The sequence below is a fragment of the Pedobacter heparinus genome (assembly GCF_032678725.1).
Classification (GTDB): Bacteria; Bacteroidota; Bacteroidia; order Sphingobacteriales; family Sphingobacteriaceae; genus Pedobacter; species Pedobacter heparinus_A.
On sequence record NZ_JAVTSC010000022.1, the window covers coordinates 1 to 26,001 of the forward strand.

At 41.6% G+C, this 26,001-nt stretch carries 20 protein-coding genes and 1 pseudogene; 15 read left to right on the forward strand and 6 right to left on the reverse strand.

Features of this window, described 5'->3' with window-relative positions; all coding sequences use genetic code 11:
- From R2Q85_RS23275 to R2Q85_RS23285, 3 genes and pseudogenes are all read right to left on the reverse strand, one after another.
- Positions 1-1,925 (reverse strand): annotated as a pseudogene (locus R2Q85_RS23275) (hypothetical protein); the annotation flags it as partial.
- A gap of 91 nt (positions 1,926-2,016) precedes the next feature.
- Positions 2,017-2,532 (reverse strand): gliding motility-associated C-terminal domain-containing protein, encoded by a 516-nt coding sequence (locus tag R2Q85_RS23280; protein ID WP_316814210.1) that lies wholly within the window; start codon positions 2,530-2,532, stop codon positions 2,017-2,019.
- Positions 2,533-2,856: 324 nt separating this feature from the next.
- Positions 2,857-3,945, reverse strand: a complete 1,089-nt coding sequence (locus R2Q85_RS23285) for a helix-turn-helix domain-containing protein (RefSeq protein ID WP_316814211.1) — start codon at positions 3,943-3,945, stop codon at positions 2,857-2,859.
- Positions 3,946-4,181: 236 nt separating this feature from the next.
- Here R2Q85_RS23285 and R2Q85_RS23290 point away from each other — a divergent pair, with 236 nt between their 5' ends.
- The 3 genes from R2Q85_RS23290 (at position 4,182) to R2Q85_RS23300 (ending at position 6,985) form a co-directional block, all read left to right on the forward strand.
- The gene (locus R2Q85_RS23290; RefSeq protein ID WP_316814212.1) at positions 4,182-5,051 is read left to right on the forward strand and encodes an ROK family protein; all 870 of its coding nucleotides are present in this window, start codon (positions 4,182-4,184) and stop codon (positions 5,049-5,051) included.
- Positions 5,052-5,060: 9 nt separating this feature from the next.
- Complete coding sequence (locus R2Q85_RS23295; protein ID WP_316814213.1) at positions 5,061-5,885, forward strand: alpha/beta hydrolase family protein; 825 nt, start codon at positions 5,061-5,063, stop codon at positions 5,883-5,885.
- Between the two features lie 182 nt (positions 5,886-6,067).
- A complete protein-coding gene (locus R2Q85_RS23300) occupies positions 6,068-6,985 on the forward strand; it encodes a sugar phosphate isomerase/epimerase family protein (protein ID WP_316814214.1) in 918 nt (305 codons plus the stop codon).
- Positions 6,986-7,040: 55 nt separating this feature from the next.
- Here the strand turns inward: R2Q85_RS23300 and R2Q85_RS23305 are convergent, their stop codons facing one another.
- Entirely contained in the window at positions 7,041-9,089 is a 2,049-nt protein-coding gene (locus R2Q85_RS23305; protein WP_316814215.1) for a histidine kinase, read from the reverse strand.
- Positions 9,090-9,282: 193 nt separating this feature from the next.
- Here R2Q85_RS23305 and R2Q85_RS23310 point away from each other — a divergent pair, with 193 nt between their 5' ends.
- The 3 genes from R2Q85_RS23310 to R2Q85_RS23320 all read left to right on the forward strand — a co-directional run bounded on the left by R2Q85_RS23310 (position 9,283) and on the right by R2Q85_RS23320 (position 11,142).
- The gene (locus tag R2Q85_RS23310) at positions 9,283-9,954 is read left to right on the forward strand and encodes a hypothetical protein (RefSeq protein WP_316814216.1); all 672 of its coding nucleotides are present in this window, start codon (positions 9,283-9,285) and stop codon (positions 9,952-9,954) included.
- Between the two features lie 83 nt (positions 9,955-10,037).
- Positions 10,038-10,766, forward strand: a complete 729-nt coding sequence (locus R2Q85_RS23315; RefSeq protein ID WP_316814217.1) for a LytTR family DNA-binding domain-containing protein — start codon at positions 10,038-10,040, stop codon at positions 10,764-10,766.
- A gap of 94 nt (positions 10,767-10,860) precedes the next feature.
- Positions 10,861-11,142, forward strand: coding sequence for a hypothetical protein (locus R2Q85_RS23320; RefSeq protein WP_316814218.1), 282 nt, complete (start codon positions 10,861-10,863; stop codon positions 11,140-11,142).
- 2 nt (positions 11,143-11,144) lie between these two features.
- On the opposite strand, the gene R2Q85_RS23325 is transcribed toward R2Q85_RS23320, so the two are convergent.
- A complete protein-coding gene (locus tag R2Q85_RS23325) occupies positions 11,145-11,363 on the reverse strand; it encodes a DUF6965 family protein (RefSeq protein ID WP_316814219.1) in 219 nt (72 codons plus the stop codon).
- Between the two features lie 289 nt (positions 11,364-11,652).
- Here R2Q85_RS23325 and R2Q85_RS23330 point away from each other — a divergent pair, with 289 nt between their 5' ends.
- From R2Q85_RS23330 to R2Q85_RS23365, 8 genes are all read left to right on the forward strand, one after another.
- Positions 11,653-11,841, forward strand: a complete 189-nt coding sequence (locus R2Q85_RS23330) for a hypothetical protein (RefSeq protein WP_316814220.1) — start codon at positions 11,653-11,655, stop codon at positions 11,839-11,841.
- 189 nt (positions 11,842-12,030) lie between these two features.
- Complete coding sequence (locus R2Q85_RS23335; RefSeq protein WP_316814248.1) at positions 12,031-13,044, forward strand: alginate lyase family protein; 1,014 nt, start codon at positions 12,031-12,033, stop codon at positions 13,042-13,044.
- A 28-nt stretch (positions 13,045-13,072) separates the two neighbouring features.
- Positions 13,073-14,911 (forward strand): glycoside hydrolase family 97 protein, encoded by a 1,839-nt coding sequence (locus R2Q85_RS23340; protein WP_316814221.1) that lies wholly within the window; start codon positions 13,073-13,075, stop codon positions 14,909-14,911.
- Positions 14,912-14,924: 13 nt separating this feature from the next.
- The gene (locus R2Q85_RS23345; RefSeq protein WP_316814222.1) at positions 14,925-16,859 is read left to right on the forward strand and encodes a glycoside hydrolase family 127 protein; all 1,935 of its coding nucleotides are present in this window, start codon (positions 14,925-14,927) and stop codon (positions 16,857-16,859) included.
- A gap of 92 nt (positions 16,860-16,951) precedes the next feature.
- Positions 16,952-18,169: a glycoside hydrolase family 88 protein gene (locus R2Q85_RS23350; protein ID WP_316814223.1), complete on the forward strand. Its 1,218-nt coding sequence runs from the start codon at positions 16,952-16,954 to the stop codon at positions 18,167-18,169.
- A 29-nt stretch (positions 18,170-18,198) separates the two neighbouring features.
- Entirely contained in the window at positions 18,199-20,097 is a 1,899-nt protein-coding gene (locus R2Q85_RS23355) for a glycoside hydrolase family 97 protein (protein WP_316814224.1), read from the forward strand.
- A 31-nt stretch (positions 20,098-20,128) separates the two neighbouring features.
- Positions 20,129-21,370, forward strand: coding sequence for an L-fucose:H+ symporter permease (gene fucP, locus R2Q85_RS23360; protein ID WP_316814225.1), 1,242 nt, complete (start codon positions 20,129-20,131; stop codon positions 21,368-21,370).
- Positions 21,371-21,403: 33 nt separating this feature from the next.
- Positions 21,404-23,038 (forward strand): glycoside hydrolase 43 family protein, encoded by a 1,635-nt coding sequence (locus tag R2Q85_RS23365; RefSeq protein WP_316814226.1) that lies wholly within the window; start codon positions 21,404-21,406, stop codon positions 23,036-23,038.
- Between the two features lie 269 nt (positions 23,039-23,307).
- Here the strand turns inward: R2Q85_RS23365 and R2Q85_RS23370 are convergent, their stop codons facing one another.
- Complete coding sequence (locus R2Q85_RS23370; protein ID WP_316814227.1) at positions 23,308-23,715, reverse strand: Dabb family protein; 408 nt, start codon at positions 23,713-23,715, stop codon at positions 23,308-23,310.
- A gap of 324 nt (positions 23,716-24,039) precedes the next feature.
- On the opposite strand from R2Q85_RS23370, the gene R2Q85_RS23375 reads away from it, so the two are divergent.
- Positions 24,040-25,941: an alpha/beta fold hydrolase gene (locus R2Q85_RS23375; protein WP_316814228.1), complete on the forward strand. Its 1,902-nt coding sequence runs from the start codon at positions 24,040-24,042 to the stop codon at positions 25,939-25,941.
- Positions 25,942-26,001 lie beyond the last annotated feature (60 nt).

Genomic DNA, 26,001 nt, shown 5'->3' on the forward strand with positions numbered 1-26,001 from the left:
TTTGTTGGTAATGTTGTACCGGTTAAACCTGCTGCTGCAGCAGGTATAGTTACATCCGCTGTTCCGTCAAAAGCTACACCGTTGATGTTTCTTGCTGTGGCTAGCTTGGTTGCTTCTGCAGCTAAAGTTGCATTTACTGCTGTAGTTGCAGTTGCGGCGTTTCCTGTGATATTACCTGCGATTGGATCTGTAAAGGCTTTAACGCCCGAAAAGGTTTGGCTTCCGGTTGTAACTACTCCTCCGTTTCCTGCACTAGCGGCAGCTAACGTTAAAACGCCTCCACTAAGACTAGCTCCATTAACTTCAGGACTATTGCTAATGGATCCAAGTGAAGTTAAATTGTTTATTCCTGGAATTCCTTGAATTCCTTGTGGTCCGGTAGCTCCGGTTAATCCAATCGGCCCTGTTACACCATCAGTACCTGCTAGTCCCGTTAATCCTGTTGCACCTGTCAATCCAATTGATCCTTGTATACCTTGTGGTCCTGTTGCACCATCGGCTCCTGCATGCCCTGTCAAACCAATTAATCCCTGAATACCTTGCAAGCCTTGTAGTCCGGTAGCTCCGGTTAATCCAATCGGCCCTGTTACACCATCAGTACCTGCTGGTCCCGTTGATCCTGTTGCACCTGTCAATCCAATTGGTCCTTGAATTCCTTGCGGTCCGGTAGCTCCGGTTAATCCAATTGGTCCTGTTGCACCATCGGCTCCTGCAGGCCCTGTCAAACCAATTAATCCCTGAATACCTTGCAAGCCTTGTAGTCCGGTAGCTCCGGTTAATCCAATTGGTCCGGTTGCACCATCGGCTCCTGCAGGCCCTGTCAAACCAATTAATCCCTGAATACCTTGCAAGCCTTGTAGTCCGGTAGCTCCGGTTAATCCAATTGGTCCGGTTGCACCATCGGCACCTGCTAGTCCCGTTAATCCTGTTGCACCTGTCAATCCAATTGGTCCTTGTATACCTTGTGGTCCGGTAGCTCCGGTTAGTCCAATCGGTCCTGTCACACCAATTAATCCCTGAATACCTTGCAAGCCTTGTGGTCCGGTAGCTCCGGTTAATCCAAGCGGCCCTGTTACACCATCGGCACCTGCTGGTCCAATTAATCCTGTCACACCAATTAATCCCTGAATACCTTGTGGTCCTGTTGCACCTGTCAAACCTATTGGTCCCTGAATCCCCTGCGGCCCCGTTGCTCCCGTCAATCCAAGCGGACCCTGAGGCCCAACTAAACCTTGTGATCCAATTGCACCGGTCGCCCCCTGAGCTCCGATTGGGCCAACGGCTCCTGTTGCTCCCGTAGCACCAGTAGGGCCTGTTGCACCTGTTAAACCCATTTGACCAGGAACACCCTGTGGTCCGGCCGGACCAGTTAACCCAATAGGTCCCTGTGGGCCCGGTGCTCCTGTTCCTGTTCCTGCCGACTCATTTGCCGGTGCCCAGGCACTACCATTCCATTTTAATATTTGTCCGGTAGCCGGAGCTGTAATACTTATACTAAATCCCTGGAGTTTACTCACAGTAGGGTTGGGGTATGCTCCACTTAAATCGCCAGCCGCCGTTCCACTTGGCGTAGCTGCACCAGCATAGATGGCATAAGGCACCGATTGTAGCTGTGATGTGCCCATATTTATAAAACTGCTGCCCCCTGCAGGATCCATTTCTACCTGCAGAAATTTATTTCCTGTAGACCAGTTAATACCCGCCATAGTACCACTTTGTGACAGGGCATCGGTACCTCCAATAACCGCAGTAAATAAACCAAACTTGTTGGTTGTTCTTCGCCTGGTTTCGGAATAAACACTGGTGCCAGTTGTTCCTCCGTCTCTAATGGTTAGCTTAAGTGTAATGGCCTGTTCTATGATCGGTGTGCCATCTGCCTTTCTTGCGACACCTTGGTAATTGATCTGCGGAAGTTGTTGTGCCATTAAATTACAACACGCAACAAGGTTAAATAAAAATAAGAATAAAAGTGTGCGTTTTTGATGTTTTTGAAGCATATGTTTAGATGAAAGAATTCTAATTTACGATGGTGATGTAACCTTTTTGGATAACATAACGATTGCCTTTTTTAAGTTTGATCAGATAGTAATAGGTGTTTTCTGATAAGGGAAGGCCAGAAAGCGTTCCGTTCCAGGTATTCTTGTAGTTTTTAGTGTGGTATACTGTACGGCCGGACCTGTCAAATACTGTTACTTCATTGTCTGGATATTTTTCAATATCCTCAATAATCCAGGTATCATTATCTCCGTCTGCATTGGGAGAAAGGATATTGGTTGCGACAATCGTTTTGACTTCGTTAAGTAGCGGATCGGGAAAAAGAGGTTGGAGCACACCGTTAGTAACAATAGTTCTACTGTTACTCATGGTTTCCACAACAGCTATTTCGCCTATGCTCCATTCGTAAATAATGCCACTATACAAATAATTGCTTCCGGCGGCATTCAGTGTTGCCGGGCCTATATTTTGTGCGTTGCTGTTGACACTGGTAAATGCAATGAACACCATTATCCCATTTACAATGATTCTTTTCATTTTATTATTATAACGTCTCCATAAACAGTATTTACCACCCTTCCCTAACCAGAGTGGTCATTGTTGTTTCAGATCTTTTATGAGCTTGTTCGGTTCAATATTCCGTGGAAAGAATACGGCTCAAATCATATCTGGTACAAATAAAAATTCCCAAATCGATCGATAGCATGATGCCTGTAAATGACAAAGTCATTTATAGCATTTAACGCAATTCGAAAACAGTTTGGGAATGATTGCTGCAAATGTATTTATATCGTTACATTTTGAATAAAATGAACAGCCAAATTTCTTTAACCATTCAAGGGTTGTATAAAAAAGAAAAAACTAAGATGAGATCTGTTGACGCTTTAAGTCAGAAAAATAAGCCTTAGGTATTAATCCGGTCTCTTTTTTAAAAGCGCTATAAAATGTAGCGAGGCTTTTAAAACCAGATTCATAAGCAATGGCTTCGATGGTCATTTTATTCCCTTTTAGTGTATGCTGCTGCATAAAATCTTCAATCCGGTAAGCGTTAATCCAGTCCCGGAAATTTTTCCCGATTACATTGTTGATCACAAAAGAACAATGATGAACAGGTATATTTAGCTTTTGGGCCAGGTGGATCATTTGAAAATCTGGTATTAGAAAAGGTTTTTCCGTCTCCATCAGCATTTTCATGGCATTGGCATAAACACTGAGTTGTTCAGGTAATAAGATGGCTTTTTTTGATAATGTGGCCGGTGTTGTCGTTTCCGTTAAGTCTGTTTCGAGCGAGGTAGTTCTCCAGTTTACAGCTACCAGCAGATACCCATACAGCAACTTTGGCTGATGAAGTACAAAGCTGATTGCTGTCAATAAGGTCAGACTGTTTAAAAAAATGTACCAGGGATAAAATGCTGCTGCAAGCTGCAGCCCGCCAAATACTAAGGGAAGTATACTGAGCATTTGAAAAACTGCACCGGCAATAAGGCAAAAGAACACCCATATATTGCTGATATTGTTCCAGTTCCTCTGCTGGATAATGCCTGATCTTAAAGCTACAATCCATGTTGCCGTGAGGTAGCTGATGATTAACAAAGGTCTGAATGCATATTGAAAATAGGCAGGGAACAAGCCTGTTTGTTCTGTAATAAAAAGTTGTCTGTTGCCCTTGATCTGATCGGCAACTTCATTCCAATTTACGGATGATGAAAAATGCCAGGGCAATACATGGATAATGGAGAGCACTGCAGGCGCAAAATGAAGCCAGCCAAATTTTCCGATATCGGAGCGGTTTTTAATGAATCCGGTAATATAAAGGTAAAAACAAGCCGGTGCAGCATAATAAAATGGTGTATATATTTTTTGAATAAACGGGAAGTAGGTCAGCTCATTATTAGTAATCAGCAGATAAATGATGATTTGACCAAACCTGGCAAATAAAATAATAGACAAAAAACGGTTTAGTAACCTGTTTCCCTGATTTGCATACAGCAAATGAATAGAAAACAGGAGTATCAGAAAAGAGCAGGCTCCAATAATAAAATTTAAAAATCCCATTGAAAATTTGAGGGAATATAAGATGTTTTTTAGAATCTATTGGCGCTTCTGATAAAAAATGGTAAAAGATTTTAATAAAGCACATTAATTAGCTTTATTTGAGAAACGGAACCAAATTTTAAACAGATCCCATGATTTTAAACAATCCATTGCCCTTTATTGGGGTAGATATAGGCGGCTCCCATATCACTGCTGCACATGTTGATTCTTCAGCATACCATGTGCTGGAAGACAGCTTGAAACGCCAGCGTGTAGCGCCTAAGGAAACGGCTGCTATTATTTTAAATTCGTGGGTAGAAGGGATATCGCCTTTACTGGCTGGATTTCCAGCCGGGCAAATTAAAATAGGCATTGCTATGCCTGGTCCTTTTGATTATCAAAATGGCATCGCCTTATTTAAAGGAGTCCAGAAATATGATGCTTTGTATGGTATAGATATAGGCGATGCTTTATCCAGGGATTTAAATGTGCCCTTGGAAAATATTATTTTTATTAATGATGCGGAGGCCTTTTTACGTGGTGAGCTTGCTGCTGGCGCTGCGTCGGCTGTAAAAAAAGCCATTGGCATAACCCTGGGTACGGGTTTGGGATCGGCCAGTAATTGTAAAGGTGCTCCAATGGATGTTAACCGTGCGGCCTTGCCTTTTCTGGATCAAAATGCGGAGGAATACATTTCTACGAGGTGGTTTTTAAAACGCTATCGTGAGCTTACAGGATTTGATATAAAGAATGTTGAAGAATTGCTCAACGTTGCCGAGCCTGTAATAAAGAATCAAATATTTGATGAATTTGCCATAAACCTTGGCAGTTTTATCAATGATTTTATAGCTGATGAGGATCCTGAATTATTGGTAATTGGTGGAAACATCGCCCGGACATGGGACCATTTTATGCCTAAGCTGGAACAGCTCATTGTAAATAAAAAAGTAATCATCAGGCAAACCGAAATGTGGGAAAATGCTGCATTGGTTGGTGCCGCCTGCGTATGGATAAATCAATAAATCTAAAAAATGAGAAAATCTCTTTTTCTTTTGTGCCTGGTATGGCTGCTTGGCACACAGCTAACTTTTGCTGCTAAGGTAGATACGGTGCAAACTTACAGTGCATCGATGAAAAAAAATATTAAGGCTGTAGTGATTACGCCGGATAGCTATAAGGAGGGCAATAGTTATCCAACGGTATATGTGTTACATGGTGCCGGGGGCAATTATGCCAACTGGATCAATATTGCACCCGAGCTTGGGCAATATGCTGATCAGTATCAAACCCTCATCGTCTGTCCTGATGGTAATGTAACCAGTTGGTATTTTGATAGTCCTGTAGATCCGGAATGGAAATATGAAACTTATGTGGCTACCGAACTGGTGAACTGGATCGATAAGAATTATAAAACGATCAAAGACCGGAAAGCAAGGGCCATTACCGGTCTGAGTATGGGCGGACATGGTGCGCTGTACCTTTCTTTTAAACATCAGGATGTTTTTGGTGCTGCGGGCAGTATGAGTGGTGGGGTTGATTTTACACCTTTCCCGCTGAACTGGAACATTGCTAAAAGATTGGGTGACTATGATAAGTTTCCGCAACGCTGGAAGGAAAATACAATTGTAAATATGATTCATTTATTGGTTCCTAACCGTCTTGCCCTGATCATTGATTGTGGCAAAGAGGATTTCTTTTACGAGGTAAATATGAAACTTCATGAGCAATTGCAGTATAGCAATATTCCCCACGATTTTATCATCAGACCGGGTGCGCATAATGGCCCGTATTGGAATAATGCCATTAAATACCAGTTGTTGTATTTTAATACGTTTTTTAATAAAAAGGGAAAATAAACCGTTCTCTTCTGCGGCTGCATAATTTCATTTTTTTTACTGAAAAAAATGAAAAGACGCTATGCCGCTTCGAAGAAGGTATATTTTCTGTCAAATTGGGAGAATAGATCGTATTCTTCAGAGAAGGTAAATTTTCTTTCAATTTTTTCACATAACACACTCAAAATAAACACACACACATCATGGAAACAAAAGATCGCAGAAGTTTTATTAAAGATTTAGGAATGTTATCGGCGGGAGCAGGTCTTGCTTCTTTATTGCCTTTAGATGCTTTTAGTGCGTTTAAAAAAGAGTCTTTCAGTATTTCTCTGGCCCAATGGTCGTTACACAATACGTTATTAGCTAAAAAACTGGATAACCTTGATTTTCCGTTGAAAGCTAAAAAGGATTTTGACATTCATATTGTTGAATATGTAAGTATATTTTTTGATAAGAAAGAGAAAGATCCAGCCTACCTCAAAGAATTAAAAAACCGTACTGATTCAGAAGGGATCCAGAACCACCTGATCATGGTAGACCGTGAAGGCAATCTTGGTGATACAGATGACAAAGTGAGGCTTACCGCGGTAGAGAACCACTATAAATGGGTAGATGCGGCTAAGTATCTTGGCTGCAAAACCATCAGGGTAAATGCGGGAGGTAAGGGAACTGCCGAAGCAGTAAAGGCAGCTGCCATTGATGGCTTGGGCCGGTTAACTGAATATGGTAAAAAGAACAAAATCAATGTTATTGTAGAAAATCATGGCGGTTACTCTTCCGACGGGAAATGGCTTACATCGGTGATTAAAGGCGTTAATAGCCCTTATTGTGGAACTTTGCCGGATTTTGGAAACTTTGCACTGGGTGGTGGCAAGGAATACGATAGATATCTTGGGGTTGAAGAAATGATGCCTTATGCCAAAGGAGTAAGTGCTAAAACAATGAAATTTAACGCTGATGGTGAGGAAAGCGATATTGATTACAGTCGCATGTTCAAGATCATTAAAGCTGCAAAATGGCAGGGGATAGTAGGTATTGAGTACTCCGGTGCCGGGTTCTCTGAAGATGAAGGCATCAGGAAAACCAAGACTTTACTGGAAAAGGTTTTTAAACAAGGTTAGCAGCGATACTCATTGACAGGCTTCATTGCGCTTTATTAACACCCGATGAAGCCTGTTACCTGATAACCTTAGGCAGCGTCAGTATCGCAATCGTGCCGTTTCCCTCTTCCGGTTGTTTATTACGTATATCGAAGCTGGCTGGCTGTCCTTCATTCATCAGATTAAAGATCTCTATCCGTTCCTTTATAGAAGAAATGCCTATCGATTTACTTTTGATGGCCGAAAAAGTTTTGAATTTCCCTGCTTCATCCATGCCTATTCCATTGTCGGCTATGGTAAAGAACAAGGTGCTTTCAGTTTGTTCCAGATGTACCGTAATGGCGTTATTTTCGGCAGTTGAATTTCGCATGCCATGATGTATGGAATTTTCAATTAACGGTTGTACCAGCATGGGCGGCAACATTAATCTGGAAAGGTCAATTGATGGATCGGCATGAAAAGAACAGCTAAACTGTTTATTGAAACGCATGACCTCCAGTTCTGCATACAGCCGGAGTGCTTTCCATTCCCTGTCGGCCGAAACCATACTCTGCGTAGAGTTTTCCAGGATCAGCCTGCTTAAAGAAGCAAACTTCTGTACCAGTCTGCTGGCAGTCTTTGAATCATTTTCTACGATATAGGATTCGATGGAGTTGAGTACATTAAAAATAAAGTGAGGGTTCATTTGTGCCCTGATTGCCTTTAATTCACTTTCTGACAATTTGTTCCTATGCAACAATTCCTTCGTTTTTTCTTCAGCTTCTTTCTTTTGCAGTTCATTTTTTAGCCGGAGCTGACTGATACGGGAACGATTTAATAAAAAAATCAAAATTGAACTGACCAATATAATAATTAATGCCCCATAAAGATAAACCTGCTTCATCTTTAACTTTGCTAACTGTTGCTGCTGCTTATAACCATCTTCTTTTTTCTGAAAAGCATATTGCGCCTGTAGCGAAGCAATCTTGTTTTTACTTTCCTGTGAATATAGGGAATCGCTGATCTGCCGGGACTTCTTATAATTTATTAGCGCTTCTTGGTATTGTCCGCTATTTTCCTGTAACAGGGCCAGCTCTTCGGAGAAGGAACCTAAATTATCTTTATCTCCTACCTGTTTACTCGCAGCTATCGCTTTGTTCAAAAAAAAGGCTGCTTTTTGGGCAATGTGATCATAGCTTTCGGGAATGTAAAGATAAGTTTTACGTGCGTCCTTTGTTTTGTGTATGAGGATACTGGCGTAGGTACTGCCTATAGTCCCCAAATTGTTTATCGAGTTGGCATGCAGCGGATTGATCTCATCGAAGAGCCGCTGTGCCATCATTAAGTAGCCCAGTTTTTTATCCTTATCCTGCTCGTGCAGCAATGCAATGTGCGAAAGCACAATCGCTTCGCCTGTTCTATGATCTATGCTTTCGTAAGTTTTCAGGGCCTCCCTGTAATAACCATTGGCCTTTTCGGTTTGTCTTTTTGCCAGGTAAATGTTCCCTATTCCATCCGCAGCATCGGCGAGCCTGTTCTGATCACCTGTTTCCTTAGCCTTTTTATAAGCCTTAAAATTATAAAAAAGCGATTTTTCATAATTTGCCTGCGCAAAATAAATATCAGCGATATTGGCGTACAGCAATGCGGTCCAGGGTGCTTCTCCAATAGCTTCTGTAATGTTTAACGCTTTAAAGTCGTATTCAAGTGCCCTGGTGTCATTGCCTTGCCTTTGATAAACGGAGCCGATGTTGATGATGTTGCCCGCCATATTTCTTTTATTACCAATACGCTGATTAATTTTGAGTGAAGCATTGTAATATTGAAGTGCCTTATTATAGTTGCTGTTATTACTATACAGACTGCCAATGCCATCATAGAATGCAGCAATACCCTTATTCCATTTTGCTTTTTTTGCCAGTGCCAAACCAATATTTGAGTAGCGCATTGCAGAATCACCGTCTATATTCTTATATAGATCAGAGATCCGGTAAATGGTCTTTATCCCGTTGGTATCTGAATTACGAAGTGTTTTTGATTGTGCCTTCATAGAGTCGATGGCAGCCAGTCCGCGTTTTTGGGTATATGCCCTCTGGACAACCATCAGGAAAAGCAAGATGAATACAGTTTTAATCAATGATTTCATAAACATGATGATTTATTCATTAGCAACAATTCAAAATAACACAATATTCTCCTGAATACCAGTAAGCCAGGCTAAACAGAAATGGATGTTCGCTCATCCATAGCCCCCATGCACTCATTCCAGGAAAAAGTACTTGATTTTAGCTGCACATTTAAACTAAAATCAACCGAATTGTTAAAATAAAATCATCCTTATGAAAACAACACACATTGTGGCCTCGATACTCCTGCTGATCAGCTTTACGGCCTGTAAAAAAAACAGTAATGAACCTAAACCGGAGCCTAAACCGATCATAACAGACGAACTGGTAGGTTATCAGATCGTCGTCGCTTTTAAGTCTCCGGCGGCAAACGTCCCGCCAAAGTTATTTCATTTTGCCAAATCGGGAAATGAGGTAATGGCGACAATGGATGGTGTACAATCACGAAGGATCCGGGCCATTACGGTTACAGATAATCGTTTTACTTTCGATTCGGACGAGGATGGCAAATTTGTTTACGAGTTCAATTTAAAAAGGGATGAAAAGGGGGTGGTTATTATGGGTTCAAGCAAATATCAAAATCTGAATGACCCTTCTATAACAATGCCTATTGCGGTGATCTGGCTAAGTGACTTTCCAGGTTTTAAGGGTAAAACCTTCAAAAGTGTAGACGGTACTAATTATGAGCTAAAATTCACTACAGATACCTGGACATTTAACCCTGTAGCTGGTAAAACCGGAACTTTTTATGAAATCGCCAAGGGAGCCTGGAAAGGAAGACTGGACGGTAAGGACTATATGGGGTTCAGCGCACCTGATGAACACAACCAGGTGGCTATGGGTTTAACCAGGGAAGATTCAGAAATGATTATACCCTTTCAGTAAAAATAAGGTTCGAGTGGGTTTTATCAGTAACTTGTACAGTAACCATAAAAAGACGAGATTTAATATATCAAAAAACATCAATCATGCTAAAAGCGGTCATATTAGATGATGAAATAAGAGGAAGTACGCTGCTAAACCGTAAACTGGAAGCATTTGCGGAAGAACTGCAGGTAGAGGCTATTTTCAATGATCCTTTTAAAGCGCTTTCAAAAATTGTCGAGTTGGATCCTGATGTGCTTTTTTTAGACGTGGAAATGCCCGGATTAAATGGTTTTCAATTCCTGGAAAAACTTGGATCTTTTAATTTTCAGGTTATTTTTACCACTGCTTATGATACCTATACGCTGGAAGCGCTACGTTTGAGTGCTGTAGATTACCTGGTTAAGCCAATTGATGAGGATGAACTGCATACCGCTATTTTTAGACTCAAAAAACGGGTTGCAGGTGGCATGAAACGGACTTCCTCAGCAGATCAGAACTCGGCCCTCAACAGACTTGCCTTATCAACCGCAGAAGGCATTTACTTTATAAATAAAAGCAGTATCAGGAGAGTTGAGGCCATGAGTAACTATAGTATATTTTATTTACAGGATGCTAAGACCATTATGGTTTCCAGGACACTCAAAGAATATGAAAGCATTTTACAGGATGAAAATTTTTTACGTGTTAACCGCTCTGTAATTGTCAATCTTAATCTTGTTGTAAAATATAGAAAGGGAGAGGGTGGGACTTTAGAGATGGATGACGGTGTTGAAATCGAAGTTTCCCCATCAAAAAAAATGGCGTTGATGAAAATCATGTTTCCCGTATAAATACAGGAATAAGTAATCCTATTGTATAGGATTTGTTACAGTTGATGTTTTTCGGCTTAATTGGTTAAATTTAGGTAATCAATTCTTCAAGCGTATGGAAGATCTAAAAGAAAAAAAGAAAATCCCGGCCTTTTTGAGCAGGATCAGGGCAGAATGGCCAGGAAAGATTGAACGTTTTGAGTTTAAAACTGCTACAGTGATCTATATTTATCTAAAAGAGGGGATCTCCAGTCTGGATTTTTCAGAATCCCTCTCTTTGAAGATGGATCGCCTTGTTGATTTTAGTATTCCATTGATTCTTTATCATGTGGAAAGTGATGGGTTCAGGTTAAGGTCGCAACCGGTAAACTGGTATTCCAGTTTGGACCCCAGGTGACCTCACTGCATCGGCTCTACCAGTTCCAGAAACTTCAGCAGCCGCCAGGCTGCGGGCTGTGATGTCTTCGTTTCAGGATTGTGTCTCAACATAATGAGCTGAGCTTCTATAAAGGCTTCTATATCTGCGATGATGGTACCCGGATAAAGCTCAAATGGGGCTGCTGGTAATTGTAACCCGTGGAGTCTGTTTGCTAAATCTTCTACTTGTTCGGCTGTCATATGTACAAAAATAGCAAACAATTCGTCCATCTGAACAATATTTTGAAACTCAGTAAATCCGCTTTGGGGCAATTCATATTCAATTATATTTTATAATGGGCTGCTTATCAGCTCCTGGATACCTTGTTCGTATTGACGAGGTAATACCCAGGGGGTAAGAAAATAAAATTTATACTTTTAGATTTCTTCAAAGAAAGACAGGACTTAAATCTTTATAGGATTATTTGATAGAATCAAATAAATTTGGGAAGATATGAGTATGTAAATTAATTTACGCTGTTATATCAATATGAAGAGAAATAATCCTTCCAAACAAAAATTACCATTCTCTTTTAAAAAGAAAGCAGTTTCAGCTGAAAAAATAAATGGGCATTGGCAAAAAATAGCGGAACAAATTGCTTCAAAACAGAACGCTGGTGAGCCTGGCAACAGTAAGAGAGCAGAAACCAATGATCCAGATCAAAACAATGCTCATTAGCATTTTCTGTAAATCATAGCTATGAGTATGTAAACGAAATTCTATTGTCATATAGGCTAACGAAATGAATTCCAGCACATGAAAAAACAGCTATTTTTCCTTTTATTTTTTTTGGCTGCAATGAGCGTCAAAGGCCAGCGCACTTTTGTTCATCCAGGAATTTTACATAACCAAGCCTCATTGAACAGCATGCAGGGTGTGGTACAAAATAAAACCTTGCCTGGATATGGGTCATACCTCTTGCTAGCTGCACATCCCTGTGCAAGCCCATCATACCAGCTAAACGGACCATTTCAAACCATTTCCCGTGATGGTGAATTTCGGTTTACCAAAAGTAAAATGGAAATGGATTTTAGCGCAGCATATTTGAATGCATTAATGTGGGCCATCACTAAAAATAAAGAACATGCAAAAAAAGCTATCGAGGTGCTGGTAGCTTACGCAGATGTTTTAAAGACAATTCCTGCAACAAATGACGCACCCTTACTTGCGGGTCTGGAAGGCTCAAAAATTGTGAATGCCATGGAACTATTGTTACATTCCAATAGTGGCATAAAAAAAGAACAGGTTGCTAAAATCAATAAAATGATTACCGGAATATTTCTCCCGGTATGTGATGGCTTCTATCAGGCTAAGGCATACACAAATGGAAACTGGGGTGCAATAGTAACCCGAATGTATATTGGAGCAGCGATCTATTTTAACGATGAAAAGATGTACAATAAGGCTGTTGACTTTTACACCAATGGCAATGACAATGGAACAATAAAAAATTACATCAATGATACAGGCCAGATCCAGGAAAGTGGCCGTGATCAGGGGCATTCACAACTTGGTTTAGGAGGGCTTGCTTCAATTTGTGAAATTGCCTGGAACCAGGGAGATGATCTGTATAGGGCACTCCACAACAGGTTACTGAAGGGATTTGAATATGTAGCAAAATACAACCTTGGAAACGATGATGTCCCATTTGTCGTTTGGAAAGATGTTACTGGTAAATATAGCGACTGGACTAAAATCTCAACCATTAGCCGAGGGAATTTTATTCCGGTATATGAGATGGTTTATAACCATTACGTTCGGCGTAAAGGTTTAGCTATGCCTTTTACAAAACAGGTGATTGAAAAAATCAGGCCTGAAGGATACGACAGGGACCAGCCTGCATTCGGTACATTAACATTCAACAATCCAGGAAATAAATAATAGAAAATAATTCAGTTAAACATTTATAATGATACGGAACATTAAACTTTTTTTCTCCCTCCTGATACTGTTTTTATTTTTTACCGGCTTAGCAGCTTTTTCGCAGCTTAAGAAATCATACCAAGTGAACTCTCCTGATAAATTAACTGAGGTCATTTTCACTGTAAATGCCGATGGAGACATGCAATATATGCTCAACTATGAGGGGAAAACTGTTGTCAATTGGTCTGAACTCGGGCTGGACCTGGGCAATGTTGTAATTGGCAAAGAGAGCTCTGTAACCAATACAGTTCAAAAAAAGCATACCGAAAAATTCAGGTGGCCACTTGGGGAAAATGAATTTGTGGAGAATAACTACAATGAAATGAATCTAAACTGTATTTCCGGAGCCATTAAGTATCGTTTTTTGGCCAGGGTATTTAATGGGGCGGTTGCTTTCAAGTATATTTTGCCCGGACAAGATGATATGGAGAACCGCGTGGTAAAAAGAGAACTCACGGCTTTTAATTTTACCCAACCCTATAAAATCTATCAATATCATCATGAATCTGTTTTTACGCCAGTTGATGTGGATTCATTAACGACCAGCTGTGATTTTCCAGCCACCTTAACAAACGGAAATATTTACATGAGCGTAGGCGAGGCCGGTAATCTCGATTACACCAAAGCAGAGCTGGCAAAGGGAAATGAATCCAATTCGCTCCACATCGTTTTTCCACGGGATCAGGAACTTAAATTTCCTGCTGCTTTTGAAACACCATGGCGAACGATAAGTTTTTCCAACACTGCTATTGGCTTGCACCAATACAGTGATCTTTATCTGAAATTGAACCCGGCTTCAACAGGAGCGGTTCCTGAAAGTATTGTTCCCGGAAAGCTGATCAGGGCGCAACTGAATACGCAAAGTGGACTGGATTGCATAGATTTTGCCCGGAAAATGAACTTCAAGCACATTATGTTCGATGCAGGCTGGTATGGGCCTGAGCGCGCAACCTCATCCGATCCCCGTGTGGCTATTCCTGAAATAGACCTGCAAAAAGTAATTCAATATGGAAAAGAAAATGGCATAGGGGTTATTTTATATGTTAATTACATTGGCCTGCAGCATCACCTGGATGAAATTTTACCACTGTATAAAAAATGGGGTGTGGCGGGCATGAAGTTTGGATTTATAGACGGCTTTAGCCAGAAGGGCCTGAGCTGGTTAAGTTCTGCCATTAAAAAAGTGAACGATTACGGGCTGATGCTCAATATCCATGACAATTATAAACCAACAGGCCTGAGCAGAACCTTTCCGGAATTGCTAAGCCAGGAAGGTATAAGAGGTGACGAAAATAGCCCTGATGCTTTTCATACCACAGTTTTACCTTATACCAGGTTTCTGGCGGGCGCTGCTGATTTTACCTTTTGCTTTCCTAATCCTAAAAATAGTTTTAGCAAAAACATCAAAGTCAGTAAAGCCCAGCAGCTTGCGCTTACCGTTGTTTATTTTAGTCCGCTTCAGGCCATGTTCTGGTATGGAAGACCCCTGGATTATACCAATTGGGACGAGATAGAATTTTTCAGGGAGGTGCCCACAACATGGGATGAATCAAAGTATCTGAGTGGCGAAATCGGCGAAAGTATCAGCGTGGCCCGTCGTAAAGGCGACACCTGGTTTATAGGTAATGCCGCTGGTTTCCAGGATTGGAAAGACAGCATTGCATTTGATTTTCTTAGCCGGGGGAAAAAATATACGGCTACCATTTATGAGGATGCCTCCAATGGAAGCATTTCAAAGCGGAACATTTCTGTGAAAAAAGGAGACCGTTTTTCATTTGAAATAAAGGCAAAAGGTGGTTTGGCTATGATGATTGTGCAGGAATAAAAAATATATGACGATGATACAAAAAATTAGATTGATAGGCTGTTTGCTGACTTTGACGTTTCCTGCTGTTTTGTATGCGCAGTCGCACTATCCCGGCCAGCATCAAGGTAAATTTGCCATAGTAGACAAATTAAAACCTGCTGTATACAGTTTTGACCTGGAAGCCGTCCGGTTACTGGACAGCCGCTTTAAACAAAACATGGAGCGTGAGCAAAAATGGTTAGCGGGTATAGCCACAAAGCGTCTGCTACATGGTTTTAGAACCAATGCGGGGATATATGATGCGAATGAAGGCGGTTATTTTGAAATAAAGAAACTTGCCGGCTGGGAATCACTGGACTGTGAGTTACGAGGGCATGCTACAGGGCATATCTTATCAGGGCTGGCTTTAATGTATGCCTCAACAGGTGATGAACAGTATAAAATTAAAGCAGACAGCCTGGTAACCGGCCTGGCCGAGGTGCAACAGGTTTTAAATCAGGATGGATACCTCAGTGCTTTCCCACAGGAGCTGATCAACAGGAACATGGAAGGCAAAAGGGTTTGGGCCCCCTGGTATACCTTACATAAAATCTATAGCGGATTGATTGATCAGTACCTGTACTGCAATAATAAACTGGCACTCGAAGTAGTTAAAAAAATGGCCTCATGGGCTTATCAAAAATTGCAGCCCGTAAGCCCGCAACAACGAACGCTAATGTTGCGCAATGAGTTTGGAGGAATCAATGAGTCCTTTTATAACCTTTATTCTATTACCGGTAATCCTGGGGACAAATGGCTCGCAGAATTCTTTTATCATAATGAAATGCTTGATCCCCTGAAGGAAGGCAAAGATATTCTGGAGAAAAAACATGCCAATACCTATATCCCTAAATTGATAGGGCTGAGCCGTGATTATGAAATAGAAGGCAAAGGAGATGGAGATAAAATTGCCAGTTTCTTTTGGCAAACGGTTAACGATCATCATTCCTTTGCGACCGGGAGTAATAGCGATAAAGAAAAGTTCTTTAAACCAGATCAGCAGTCGGCACATTTAACAGGATACACAGGTGAGAGCTGTAATGTATACAATATGCTGAAGCTAACTAAACATCTGTTTTCGCATACAGCCGACATTAAATATGCAGACTATTATGAAAAAGCCCTATACAACCACATTTTAGGTCAGCAAGACCCCGGTTCAGGTATGATTTCCTACTTTTTACCCATGCTTCCGGGCGCTCATAAAGTTTACAGTACGCCCGATAGTTCATTCTGGTGTTGTGTAGGGAGTGGCTTTGAGAACCAGGCAAAATATGGCGAAGCCATCTATTACCATACTGAAAATGAGGTGTATGTTAACCTTTTTATAGCCTCAGAACTGAACTGGAAAGAAAAGGGCTTTAAATTGAAACAGGAAACCAATTTTCCCGAAAACGGAACAATCAGGTTTAACATTCTGCAAAGCCCTGCTTCGCAAATGGGATTGCAGATCAGGTATCCTTCATGGGCGCTTAATGGAGCCGTATTGAAAGTAAATGGCAAAATTGTACCAGTGAAGCAAAACCCGGGCAGTTATGTACTGATCAGCAGGAAATGGAAAGCCGGCGACCGGGTAGAACTGAATTATCCAATGTCATTGCGTGTTTTGGCTACAAATGATGATCCTGACGTAGCTGCAATAGCTTACGGGCCAATTGTATTGGCAGGAAAGATGGGCACCTCCGGTATGAAAGCCCCGGCACCTTTTTCAAATCCTGAATTGTACAATGACTATTATACCTACGACTATAAGGTACCCTCAGGAATTGTGAGTTCACTTACCTTAAAGAAGGACAATATAAATGTTGCGATCCAACCAATAAGTGGGAAACCACTTACCTTCAAAACTTTAAAGGAGGGGGTAGTATTACGTCCGCTTTATGACATCCATAGGGAAAGGTATGTGGTATACTGGAACTTAAAATAGTTGCATAATGATGTTTCTTAAAAGAAAAGCAGGAAATATGAGTATATAATCCAGCTTTAACTGTCATAAGGTTAAAACATATTTAACCGATCATGACCGTTTTCCGAAACCTGTTTTTAACTGCGATACTTTTATTTATTTTTTCCGATGGAAATGCCCAGTTAAATACTTCAAAAGCAATAGCTTATTGTGCTGTTCAAGCTGATAAAACCCTGAAGCTAATACCTGCCGACAGCATTAATATTCCCCGTAACATCGAACAGGGCCAAAAACAATGGCGTTTTATCGGGTATAAAGATTGGTGCAGCGGTTTTTGGCCTGGAGTACTTTGGTATGTCTATGAAGGTACGCATCAACTGAAATTTAAAACTGAGGCCGATAAATTTTCAAGGGAACTTACCCCACTTTCTATGATGAAAGCTTTTGACCACGACCTTGGCTTTCAGCTCTTCAATAGCTTTGGTAATGGTTACCGTTTAACAAAGAATCCGGAATATAAGCAGATCATACTTGCTGCTGCCGATACCCTGGCAACACTGTTCAATCCTAAAGTAGGCACTATTTTGTCCTGGCCAAGGCCAGTAGCCAATATGGAATGGCCGCAACACAATACGATCATAGACAACATGATCAACCTGGAGCTATTGTTCTGGGCATCAAAGAACGGCGGCAGTAAAAGACTCTATGATATTGCAGTATCACATGCCAAAACTACCATGAAAAACCATTTCAGACCAGATTATACATCCTATCATGCGGTGGTTTATGATAAAGAAACAGGACAGAAAATTAAAGCAGTAACTCATCAGGGATATGCAGATGATTCGATGTGGGCCAGAGGGCAATCCTGGGCGATATATGGCTATGCCATGTGCTATAGGGAAACCAAAGACCCGGCATTTTTGGATTTCGCCGAAAAGGTAACCGATGTTTATTTAAAAGACTTGCCAGCCGATCTGATCCCGTATTGGGATTTTAATGATCCGGCTATTCCGAATGTGCCCCGTGATGCTTCCGCGGCCGGGGTTGTTGCTTCAGCCTTGCTAGAGCTTTCCACACTAACGAAGAATAAGGCTAAAGCAAAAGTATATCGTAAAAAGGCAGAGCAGATGCTGATCTCTTTGTCATCTGGACAGTACCAAAGCAGGGAAAAGAACAGTGCTTTTCTATTACACTCCACCGGGCATAAGCCTAACGGTTCGGAAATAGATGCTTCCATTATCTATGCCGATTACTATTACATCGAGGCTTTATTACGACTCAAAAAACTTCAGAAAGGCTTAAGTATTTATACGAATCTTAGCTCCTAGTTTACCTCATATAAACATAATTAGAAACGATGACCCGATTATTCAAATGCCTTTTTCTTGTTTTAATTAGCTGTAACCTCTCATTTGCACAAGAAGTGGTAAAGGGTACAGAAACCAACCTGTTTTCGCCGGATAAAAGTACTGCCCTTAAATTTTATCAGAAAAGCGATGCTGCTGGTAAAAGAACCTGCTATTACCAGGTAAGCTATAAAGATAAAGTTGTTATCTCCGAATCGGTAATGGAACTTCAATTGGATAACCATTTATCTGAAAGTGCAATGGCCCTTCCTGTTGATAAACGCCAGCGATGGTTCGAGAACCTGCAGGTTAAAAGGATCATAACTTCCACTAAAGATACTTCCTGGAAACCTGTATATGGTGAAAATGAAATCATTCGTGATCATTTTAACGCAGTAACAATTGAAACCGTTAAAGATGACAATCCTATTTATTTAATGAATATTGAGCTTAGGGCTTATAATGAAGGTATAGCTTTCCGTTTCTTCTTTCCCGAAAATGAAAAAGGAACTTATTACAGGATCACGTCAGAGAACACAGAGTTTTCCTTGCCTGAAGGTACAAAGGCCTGGGTAGCCAAATGGGCACAGGCACCTTATGAGAAACTGCCCTTAAGCAATTGGGGGTATGAAGCCGAACGGCCTTTGACACTGGAATTGCCAAACGGACTGCATGCCGTATTGGCCGAAGCACAAATGGTAGATTATGCACGTACCAAGTTCAAATTGAGTACAACAAAGGCCAATACCATACAGACAGCGATGTTCACTCCAGCCGATCTGATCTCACCTTTTGCTACACCATGGCGGGTAATTATGGTGGCAGAAAGTCCGGCACAACTTGCGGAGAACAATCACCTCATCCTGAACCTGAATGAGCCATCAAAAATAAAAGATGAAAGCTGGATCAAACCTGGAAAGATCATAAGGGTAATGTCGCAGACCACCAAAGATGCCCTGGAAAACATTGATTTTGTAGTTGCCCGGAATTTGCAATATATCCTCTTCGACTGGAAATGGTATGGGCCTGCTTTTAGCTTCAGTTCTGATGCTTCAAAGGTTGCCATTAAAGATTTTGACCTTCCTGCAATTATAAAATACGGAAAAGAAAAAGGGATTGGTATATGGTTGTATGTGAACCAGCAGGCCCTGTTAATGCAAAGTGACAGCTTGTTCTCCATCTATAAAAAATGGGGAGTGGCAGGTGTGAAATTTGGTTTTGTGCAGTCCGGTTCTCACCGCTGGACTACCTGGGTAGAGAAAGCCATACAACAGGCAGCGGCTAACCAGATTATGGTAAATATTCACGATGACTGGCGGCCGACAGGTGAACAGCGCAGCTGGCCAAACCTGATGACTTCGGAAGGTATACGGGGAAATGAAGAAATGCCTGATGCTACCAATAATACGGTGATGCCTTTTACCCGTTACATTGCGGGAGCGGCAGATTATACCATTTGCTATTTTGATAGGCGGATTAAAACTACCCATGGCCATCAGCTTGCATTGGCGGCTATCTATTTCAGTCCATTGCAAACCCTATACTGGTACGATAAGCCATCCTTTTACCAAAACGAACCCGAGCTGGAATTCTGGGATAAAATACCAGCTTCCTGGCATGAAACAAAGGTGTTACAAGGCACTCCAGGAGAATTCGTAAGCGTTGCCAGGAGAAGCGGCAACCAGTGGTTCATAGGTACAATTACCAATACAGCAGCGAGAAGTATAAAATTAAAATTTGATTTTTTACCAAAGGGAAAAACTTTCCTTGCTAAGATTTATAGTGATAATGATAACGTGAATACGGCTACTAAAGTTGGTGTGGAAACCAAACAAGTGAACGCAGGCACTGTACTCGAAATTAAATTAAAAGCTTCAGGCGGACAGTCCATCTGGCTGCAACCCAAGTAACAGATCAACTAAATAACCTGATTAAAATAAAATGAGCGAATTCACAACCAAAGCTGCCTTTACGGACAAGAAATTTATGGTTACCCTTGTCTTTGTCACCTCCCTTTTTATGTTCTGGGGCATCGCCATCACCATGGCCGATGTATTGAACAAACATTTTCAACATACCATGAGCCTCTCCAAATCACAATCAGCTTTTGTGCAGTTCGCAGTTTTTGGCGCTTATGCTGTAATGGGTATCCCCGCAGGATTATTTATGAAGCGTTTTGGATACAAAAAGGGGGTATTATTAGGCTTATCGCTTTTTGCTACAGGGGCTTTTCTTTTCGTACCCGCGGCGAACATTTCCTCCTTTGCTTTTTTCGGAGTTGCTTTATTTATTGTAGGATGTGGATTATCAACGCTGGAAACCGTTGCGCATCCTTTTGTGGCTTCGCTGGGTGATCAGCGCACGAGCGACCAGCGCATTAATTTTGCCCAATCTTTTAACGCAGTTGGTGCAATGTTGGGGCCTGCAATTGGCAGCTATTTTCTATTGCGCAATAATGTAGCGGGCAGTACAGATCTAACCTCTGTAAAAGTATTGTATGCCGTAATTGGGGTAGTTATTTTATTGGTTGCGCTGTCTTTTTCTTTTGTTAAGGTACCACCTACAACAGATCCACATGCCGTTGCTGCGGCAGACGCTGATGCGGTAAATATCGATATCGCTCCGGATAAAAAGTTGTTTGATCATAAACATTTCGTCTGGGCGGTTGCCGCTCAGTTCTTTAATGTTGCTGCTCAAGCCGGAACATGGGCATTTTTTATCAATTATGGTCATGAAAAAATGGGCTTTACTGATGCAGAAGCCGGGAATTACATGGTGTTGTTTATGGGTATGATGCTGGCTGGTCGTTTTATAGGTACCTTTTTGATGCGGGTAATTGCACCAAACAAGTTGTTGGCTTCATTTGCTTTGGGTAATATCCTGATGTGCATCATTGTAGCGCAGAGCCTGGGATGGCCATCTTTCATCGCATTGCTGATGATAAATTTCTTTTTTAGTATCATGTTTCCGACGATATTCAGTCTTGGACTTAAAAATCTGGGCGCCCGTACACAGCAAGCAGCTTCATTCTTATCAATGGGTGTGGTTGGAGGTGCGTTTTTCCCTTTTATCATGGGCGCAGTTGCAGATAGTGCAGGAATCGCCAGTGCATATTATGCGCCGATCATCTGTTACCTGGTGATTTTTCTTTTTGGCTATAAATTCTATAAGGTAAAACATTAGATCTTTTGCTACAGTAATATGTTAAAAAATAAAATGAAGAAGATCTTTAATCCCCTGTTGCTTTGCTTAACCTTTTTAAGCCATGTGCTACCTGTTTTTTCACAGGATATCAGCAAAGTTTGGGTAGCAGATCAAGGCAATGGCACCTATAAAAACCCTATACTTTATGCAGATTATTCGGATCCGGATGCCATTAGGGTAGGTGATGATTATTATATGACCGCGTCCAGCTTTAACTGCGTTCCTGGCTTACCCATTTTGCATTCTAAAGATCTCGTGAACTGGAAGTTAATTAATCATGCCTTAAAAAAACAGGAACCGGAAGAAGCATACAATGCCCCCCAACATGGTAAAGGCGTTTGGGCACCGAGCATAATTTTCCATCATGGAGCATACCGCATCTACTACCCTGATCCAGACTTTGGGATTTTTATGGTAAAAGCCAAAGACCCTGCCGGAGAATGGAGCAAGCCTGAATTGGTAATGGCCGGAAAGGGATTAATAGACCCCAGTGCCTTTTGGGATGATGACGGCAAAGCTTACCTGGCTCTTGCCTGGGCAGGCAGCCGGGCTGGTGTAAATAGCTTGTTAACTATCTATCCAATGAACAGCGCTGGCACACAAGTTACAGGAAAAGGGAAACATGTGTTTGATGGTCACGAACATCACCATACAGTAGAAGGACCTAAATTTTATAAACGCAACGGCTATTATTACCTTTTCGCCCCGGCCGGGGGGGTAGCCACTGGCTGGCAGCTGGTTTTGCGGTCGAAAAATATTTATGGGCCTTACGAGGAAAAGGTTGTGATGGACCAGGGAAAAACGGCAATAAACGGGCCACACCAAGGGGCACTGGTGCGCACGCAAAAAGGAGAAGACTGGTTCCTGCACTTTCAGGATAAGTTTGCTTACGGACGTATTTTACATTTGCAGCCTGTAAAATGGGTAAACAACTGGCCGGTAATAGGATCAGACCCAGATGGCGATGGTAAGGGAGAGCCTGTACTTTCGTTTAAAAAGCCGGATGTGGGTAAGGTTTACCCTTTGGTTACCCCCGCAGAAAGCGATAAATTTAATGGCGAAGAACCAGGCCTGCAATGGCAATGGCATGCCAATGAAAAAATACAGTGGAGTGCTCAGATCAGGAATTCGGGTTATCTGCGCCTGTTTGCCTACCCTACTCCAAAGGATGCTGTAAACTTATGGCCGGTACCAAATTTGCTGCTGCAAAAACTGCCGGCTCCGGATTTTACCGCCACCACAAAAGTTAAGTTTAGCACAGAATGGGATGTTTGGCAAAGTAAGAAAGCCGGATTGCTGGTCATGGGAAATGATTATGCATATTTATCTATATCAAAAGATGAAAAAGGATATAAAGTAAGCCAGGTACTTTGTAAAGAAGCTTTGAATGGTTCTTCAGAAAGCCTGATCGAAGAAAAGGCGATAGCAGGTGCTGAAGTATATTTAAGGCTGCAGTTGGCAGCTCCTGATGCCACATGTACATTCAGCTATAGTGAAGATGGCATTAGTTTTAAGCCCATAGGAATTGCTTTTAAGGCCCAGCCAGATAAATGGATCGGTGCAAAAGTAGGTTTGTTTTGTATCAGCAAGCCCGATGTGCGCACCGGTGGTTATGCAGATTTCGATTGGTTTAGAATAGATAAGTAGATGGTTTAATATGACGTGCAGGTTCAATGGTTTTTGAAGGGGTATTCTGAGGGGGTTGGATAGGGTAAATACCATACCAACCCCCTTTCAACACCAAGCCAACAGGCTTGCAATACCTATATAAATATAGAAAAATTATTCAAAGGCTTTGTTGATGCTAAGCGGTACAACGACTATTCGGGATACTTAGGCAAATTTCGGTTTCTGCTAAAAGATACCTATGCATATTAAATCCCGAATGTGAAGTTAGAGATCAAATGGATTGCGAGCTAGGCATCGATGATGTCGTAAACAATTACTTTATCCCACAAATGGCTATAATTTTTAATAAACTCCAGGTGTATTGGATGCGTCTGGTAAGTTGCTTGTCCTTCAAGGTCACTAAAGAACATCAACTCAGATACACCCCAGCTATTGTCCACAACATCACGCTTTTCGGTACTGGCAACAACGCCGACATGTATTTCACGGACTGTAGGTATTTTTGAAAGTGTTCTCACTCCTGCAACCAGATGATCACGATCTTCTTTTGAATCTGGATTTTTTAACCAGAAAAATACGTGATGTATTACCGGATATTTCTTTTCCATACTTGTTAATGGCATTGCTGTTGCGATTGATCCAATTGAAAGGGCAGCAGCTGTTCCAATAAATTTTCTTCTATTAGACTTATTCATAATGCATAAATCTATAAAAAAAAATGTGTTTTATAGTTATAACATGCTCATAACAGTTTAAGTGCTTTGTTATAATTGCTGCAATTTCTTGTGATATTTGGTTACTGCCCGTATTTTCAAGATCGTAGTAGGCCTGAAGTTCTTTGGAAATGAATACGCCTTTTTCGGAATCAAATTTTAGATAGCCCAGGTCAAAGAAACGCCTCGAAAAGTTCTTTGACGTGTTGAATATTTTTGCATAAGAATAAAAGAAACATTGGAAATAGGAGTATATCATTCAGTTTTAGCTGTCATAAGGTTAAAACATAGTACTTTGGTATGTTTATGAAGACACGCATAACGGTTGTGATTTTTCTTGCTTTGCTGCAGTTTGCCTTAACCGCATCCGGACAACAAAAACTGAAACCCGGTAAATACGATTTTTCTTACTTTGACCTTAAAATACAAGGTTGGGTAGATAGCGGGTATTACAAAGGATCAGCCGTCATTGTGGTAAAAAACAATCAGGTTATCCATCAAAAATACTATGGAAATTATAATGCCGGAACGGTAGCCTATATCGCCTCTGCGGGGAAGTGGCTGGCAGCAGCCACCATTGCAGCGGTTGTGGATGAGGGAAAGCTATCCTGGGATGACCAGGTAAATAAGTGGCTGCCCGAATTTAAAGATGTAAAGGGACAGGCAACTTTACGCCAATTGCTTTCACATACAGCAGGCTATCCGGATTATCAGCCTAAAGGAAACCAGACCGACAATTACCAGACCTTATCCGAATCTGTTGCAGCATTGTTAAAGCTGCCGGCAGATACCATATCCGGCACTAAATTCAAATACGGTGGTTTAGCCATGCAGGTGGCAGGCCGTATGGCAGAATTGGCTACCGGGAAAGAATGGGAAACTATTTTTCAGGAAAAAATTGCCAGACCTTTGCAAATGAAGGCTACACATTTTACGCCTGTAGATACCACGCCTGGACACAGCCCTATGTTGGGTGGGGGCGCCAGAACCTGTTTACAGGATTATGCAAATTTCCTCCATATGATCAGCAATAGCGGAACATTCAATGGAAAAAGCATTTTAACCCAAAAGGCCATCAAAGAAATGCAGGCCGATCAGATTGGAAAGACCAAAGTTTCGCCCGGGGAGTATGTGGCCAATGCCCGGGCAAATCCACGAAATGACATTTACGGTTTGGGCGAATGGCGTGAGGAGATTGATGAAAATGGCAATGCTACGCTGATCAGCAGTCCGGGTTGGGCAGGGGCATATCCCTGGATTGATAAAAAGAATGGGGTTTATGGTTTTTTCCTGGCAAGAATCAGCCAGATGAAAAACGGTTTCAACTCTTTTTTAGGCAGTCCGGTGTTACCTTTCCTGGTTCGGGATGTATTGGACCAGGCTGAACATCGGGAAGTGAAACATGGTTATATAAACGCGCCTGAGCAGGGAAGGCTGTATTATGAGGAAACGGGAAAGGGAGAACCACTGGTACTGATTCACGGGCATTCTTTTGACCGTACCGCATGGGATCCGCAGTTTTTTGAACTGTCTAAAAAATACAGGGTGATCCGTTATGACCTGCGTGGTTATGGCTGGTCATCTATGCCTTCCGAAACACAAAAAACCTTGCATGCCGATGACCTTGCTGCATTGCTTGACTATCTGAAAATTAAGAAAGCACATCTAGTCGGGCTTTCACTGGGCGGTTTTATCGTTTCAGATTTCATTGCCCTTTATCAGGAACGGATTTTAACAGCAACGGCAGCAAGTGGTGATTTTTTTAGCGTAAATGGCCCCTCCCGGCCATGGACAAAAGAAGAATGGGACAACCAGACCTCGCGGATAAAAGCATGGCAGTTAAAAGGTGCAGATGCCAGGAAAAGGGAATGGTTTGATGCATTAACCATCCGAAATGGACAGCTTATTCAAAATTTAAGGAGGCCACTATGGACAATGATCTACAAATGGGATGCATGGCAACCGCAACATCACGAACCAAGATTTTTGCTGGGCAATGATCTGGCGGGCAGATTAAAGACCATTAAAGTAACCGTTCCTGTAATGGTGTTAACCGGCGATGCGGATACAGGGCTTAGAAACAAACTGCTGGAAGCTATTCCTTCGGCAAAGCAGGTCATGATCAGAAATGCCGGTCATGTGAGTAATCTGGAGAACCCTGAAGGATTTAATGAGGCTTTATTATCCTTTTTGTCACATTTACGATAGTTCTCCTCATTTAAGAGTATATAATCAGTTTTTTACTGTCCTTTCTTAAAGGGTTGGATT

What these genes read in the sequence shown, in the direction of transcription:
- R2Q85_RS23280 (WP_316814210.1), bottom strand. Translation starts at nt 2,532, where the DNA reads ATGAAAAGAATCATTGTAAATGGGATAATGGTGTTCATTGCATTTACC.
- R2Q85_RS23290 (WP_316814212.1), top strand. Translation starts at nt 4,182, where the DNA reads ATGATTTTAAACAATCCATTGCCCTTTATTGGGGTAGATATAGGCGGC.
- R2Q85_RS23295 (WP_316814213.1), top strand. Translation starts at nt 5,061, where the DNA reads ATGAGAAAATCTCTTTTTCTTTTGTGCCTGGTATGGCTGCTTGGCACA.
- R2Q85_RS23300 (WP_316814214.1), top strand. Translation starts at nt 6,068, where the DNA reads ATGGAAACAAAAGATCGCAGAAGTTTTATTAAAGATTTAGGAATGTTA.
- R2Q85_RS23305 (WP_316814215.1), bottom strand. Translation starts at nt 9,089, where the DNA reads ATGAAATCATTGATTAAAACTGTATTCATCTTGCTTTTCCTGATGGTT.
- R2Q85_RS23310 (WP_316814216.1), top strand. Translation starts at nt 9,283, where the DNA reads ATGAAAACAACACACATTGTGGCCTCGATACTCCTGCTGATCAGCTTT.
- R2Q85_RS23315 (WP_316814217.1), top strand. Translation starts at nt 10,038, where the DNA reads ATGCTAAAAGCGGTCATATTAGATGATGAAATAAGAGGAAGTACGCTG.
- R2Q85_RS23320 (WP_316814218.1), top strand. Translation starts at nt 10,861, where the DNA reads ATGGAAGATCTAAAAGAAAAAAAGAAAATCCCGGCCTTTTTGAGCAGG.
- R2Q85_RS23325 (WP_316814219.1), bottom strand. Translation starts at nt 11,363, where the DNA reads ATGACAGCCGAACAAGTAGAAGATTTAGCAAACAGACTCCACGGGTTA.
- R2Q85_RS23330 (WP_316814220.1), top strand. Translation starts at nt 11,653, where the DNA reads ATGAAGAGAAATAATCCTTCCAAACAAAAATTACCATTCTCTTTTAAA.
- R2Q85_RS23335 (WP_316814248.1), top strand. Translation starts at nt 12,031, where the DNA reads ATGCAGGGTGTGGTACAAAATAAAACCTTGCCTGGATATGGGTCATAC.
- R2Q85_RS23340 (WP_316814221.1), top strand. Translation starts at nt 13,073, where the DNA reads ATGATACGGAACATTAAACTTTTTTTCTCCCTCCTGATACTGTTTTTA.
- R2Q85_RS23345 (WP_316814222.1), top strand. Translation starts at nt 14,925, where the DNA reads ATGATACAAAAAATTAGATTGATAGGCTGTTTGCTGACTTTGACGTTT.
- R2Q85_RS23350 (WP_316814223.1), top strand. Translation starts at nt 16,952, where the DNA reads ATGACCGTTTTCCGAAACCTGTTTTTAACTGCGATACTTTTATTTATT.
- R2Q85_RS23355 (WP_316814224.1), top strand. Translation starts at nt 18,199, where the DNA reads ATGACCCGATTATTCAAATGCCTTTTTCTTGTTTTAATTAGCTGTAAC.
- fucP (WP_316814225.1), top strand. Translation starts at nt 20,129, where the DNA reads ATGAGCGAATTCACAACCAAAGCTGCCTTTACGGACAAGAAATTTATG.
- R2Q85_RS23365 (WP_316814226.1), top strand. Translation starts at nt 21,404, where the DNA reads ATGAAGAAGATCTTTAATCCCCTGTTGCTTTGCTTAACCTTTTTAAGC.
- R2Q85_RS23370 (WP_316814227.1), bottom strand. Translation starts at nt 23,715, where the DNA reads ATGAATAAGTCTAATAGAAGAAAATTTATTGGAACAGCTGCTGCCCTT.
- R2Q85_RS23375 (WP_316814228.1), top strand. Translation starts at nt 24,040, where the DNA reads ATGAAGACACGCATAACGGTTGTGATTTTTCTTGCTTTGCTGCAGTTT.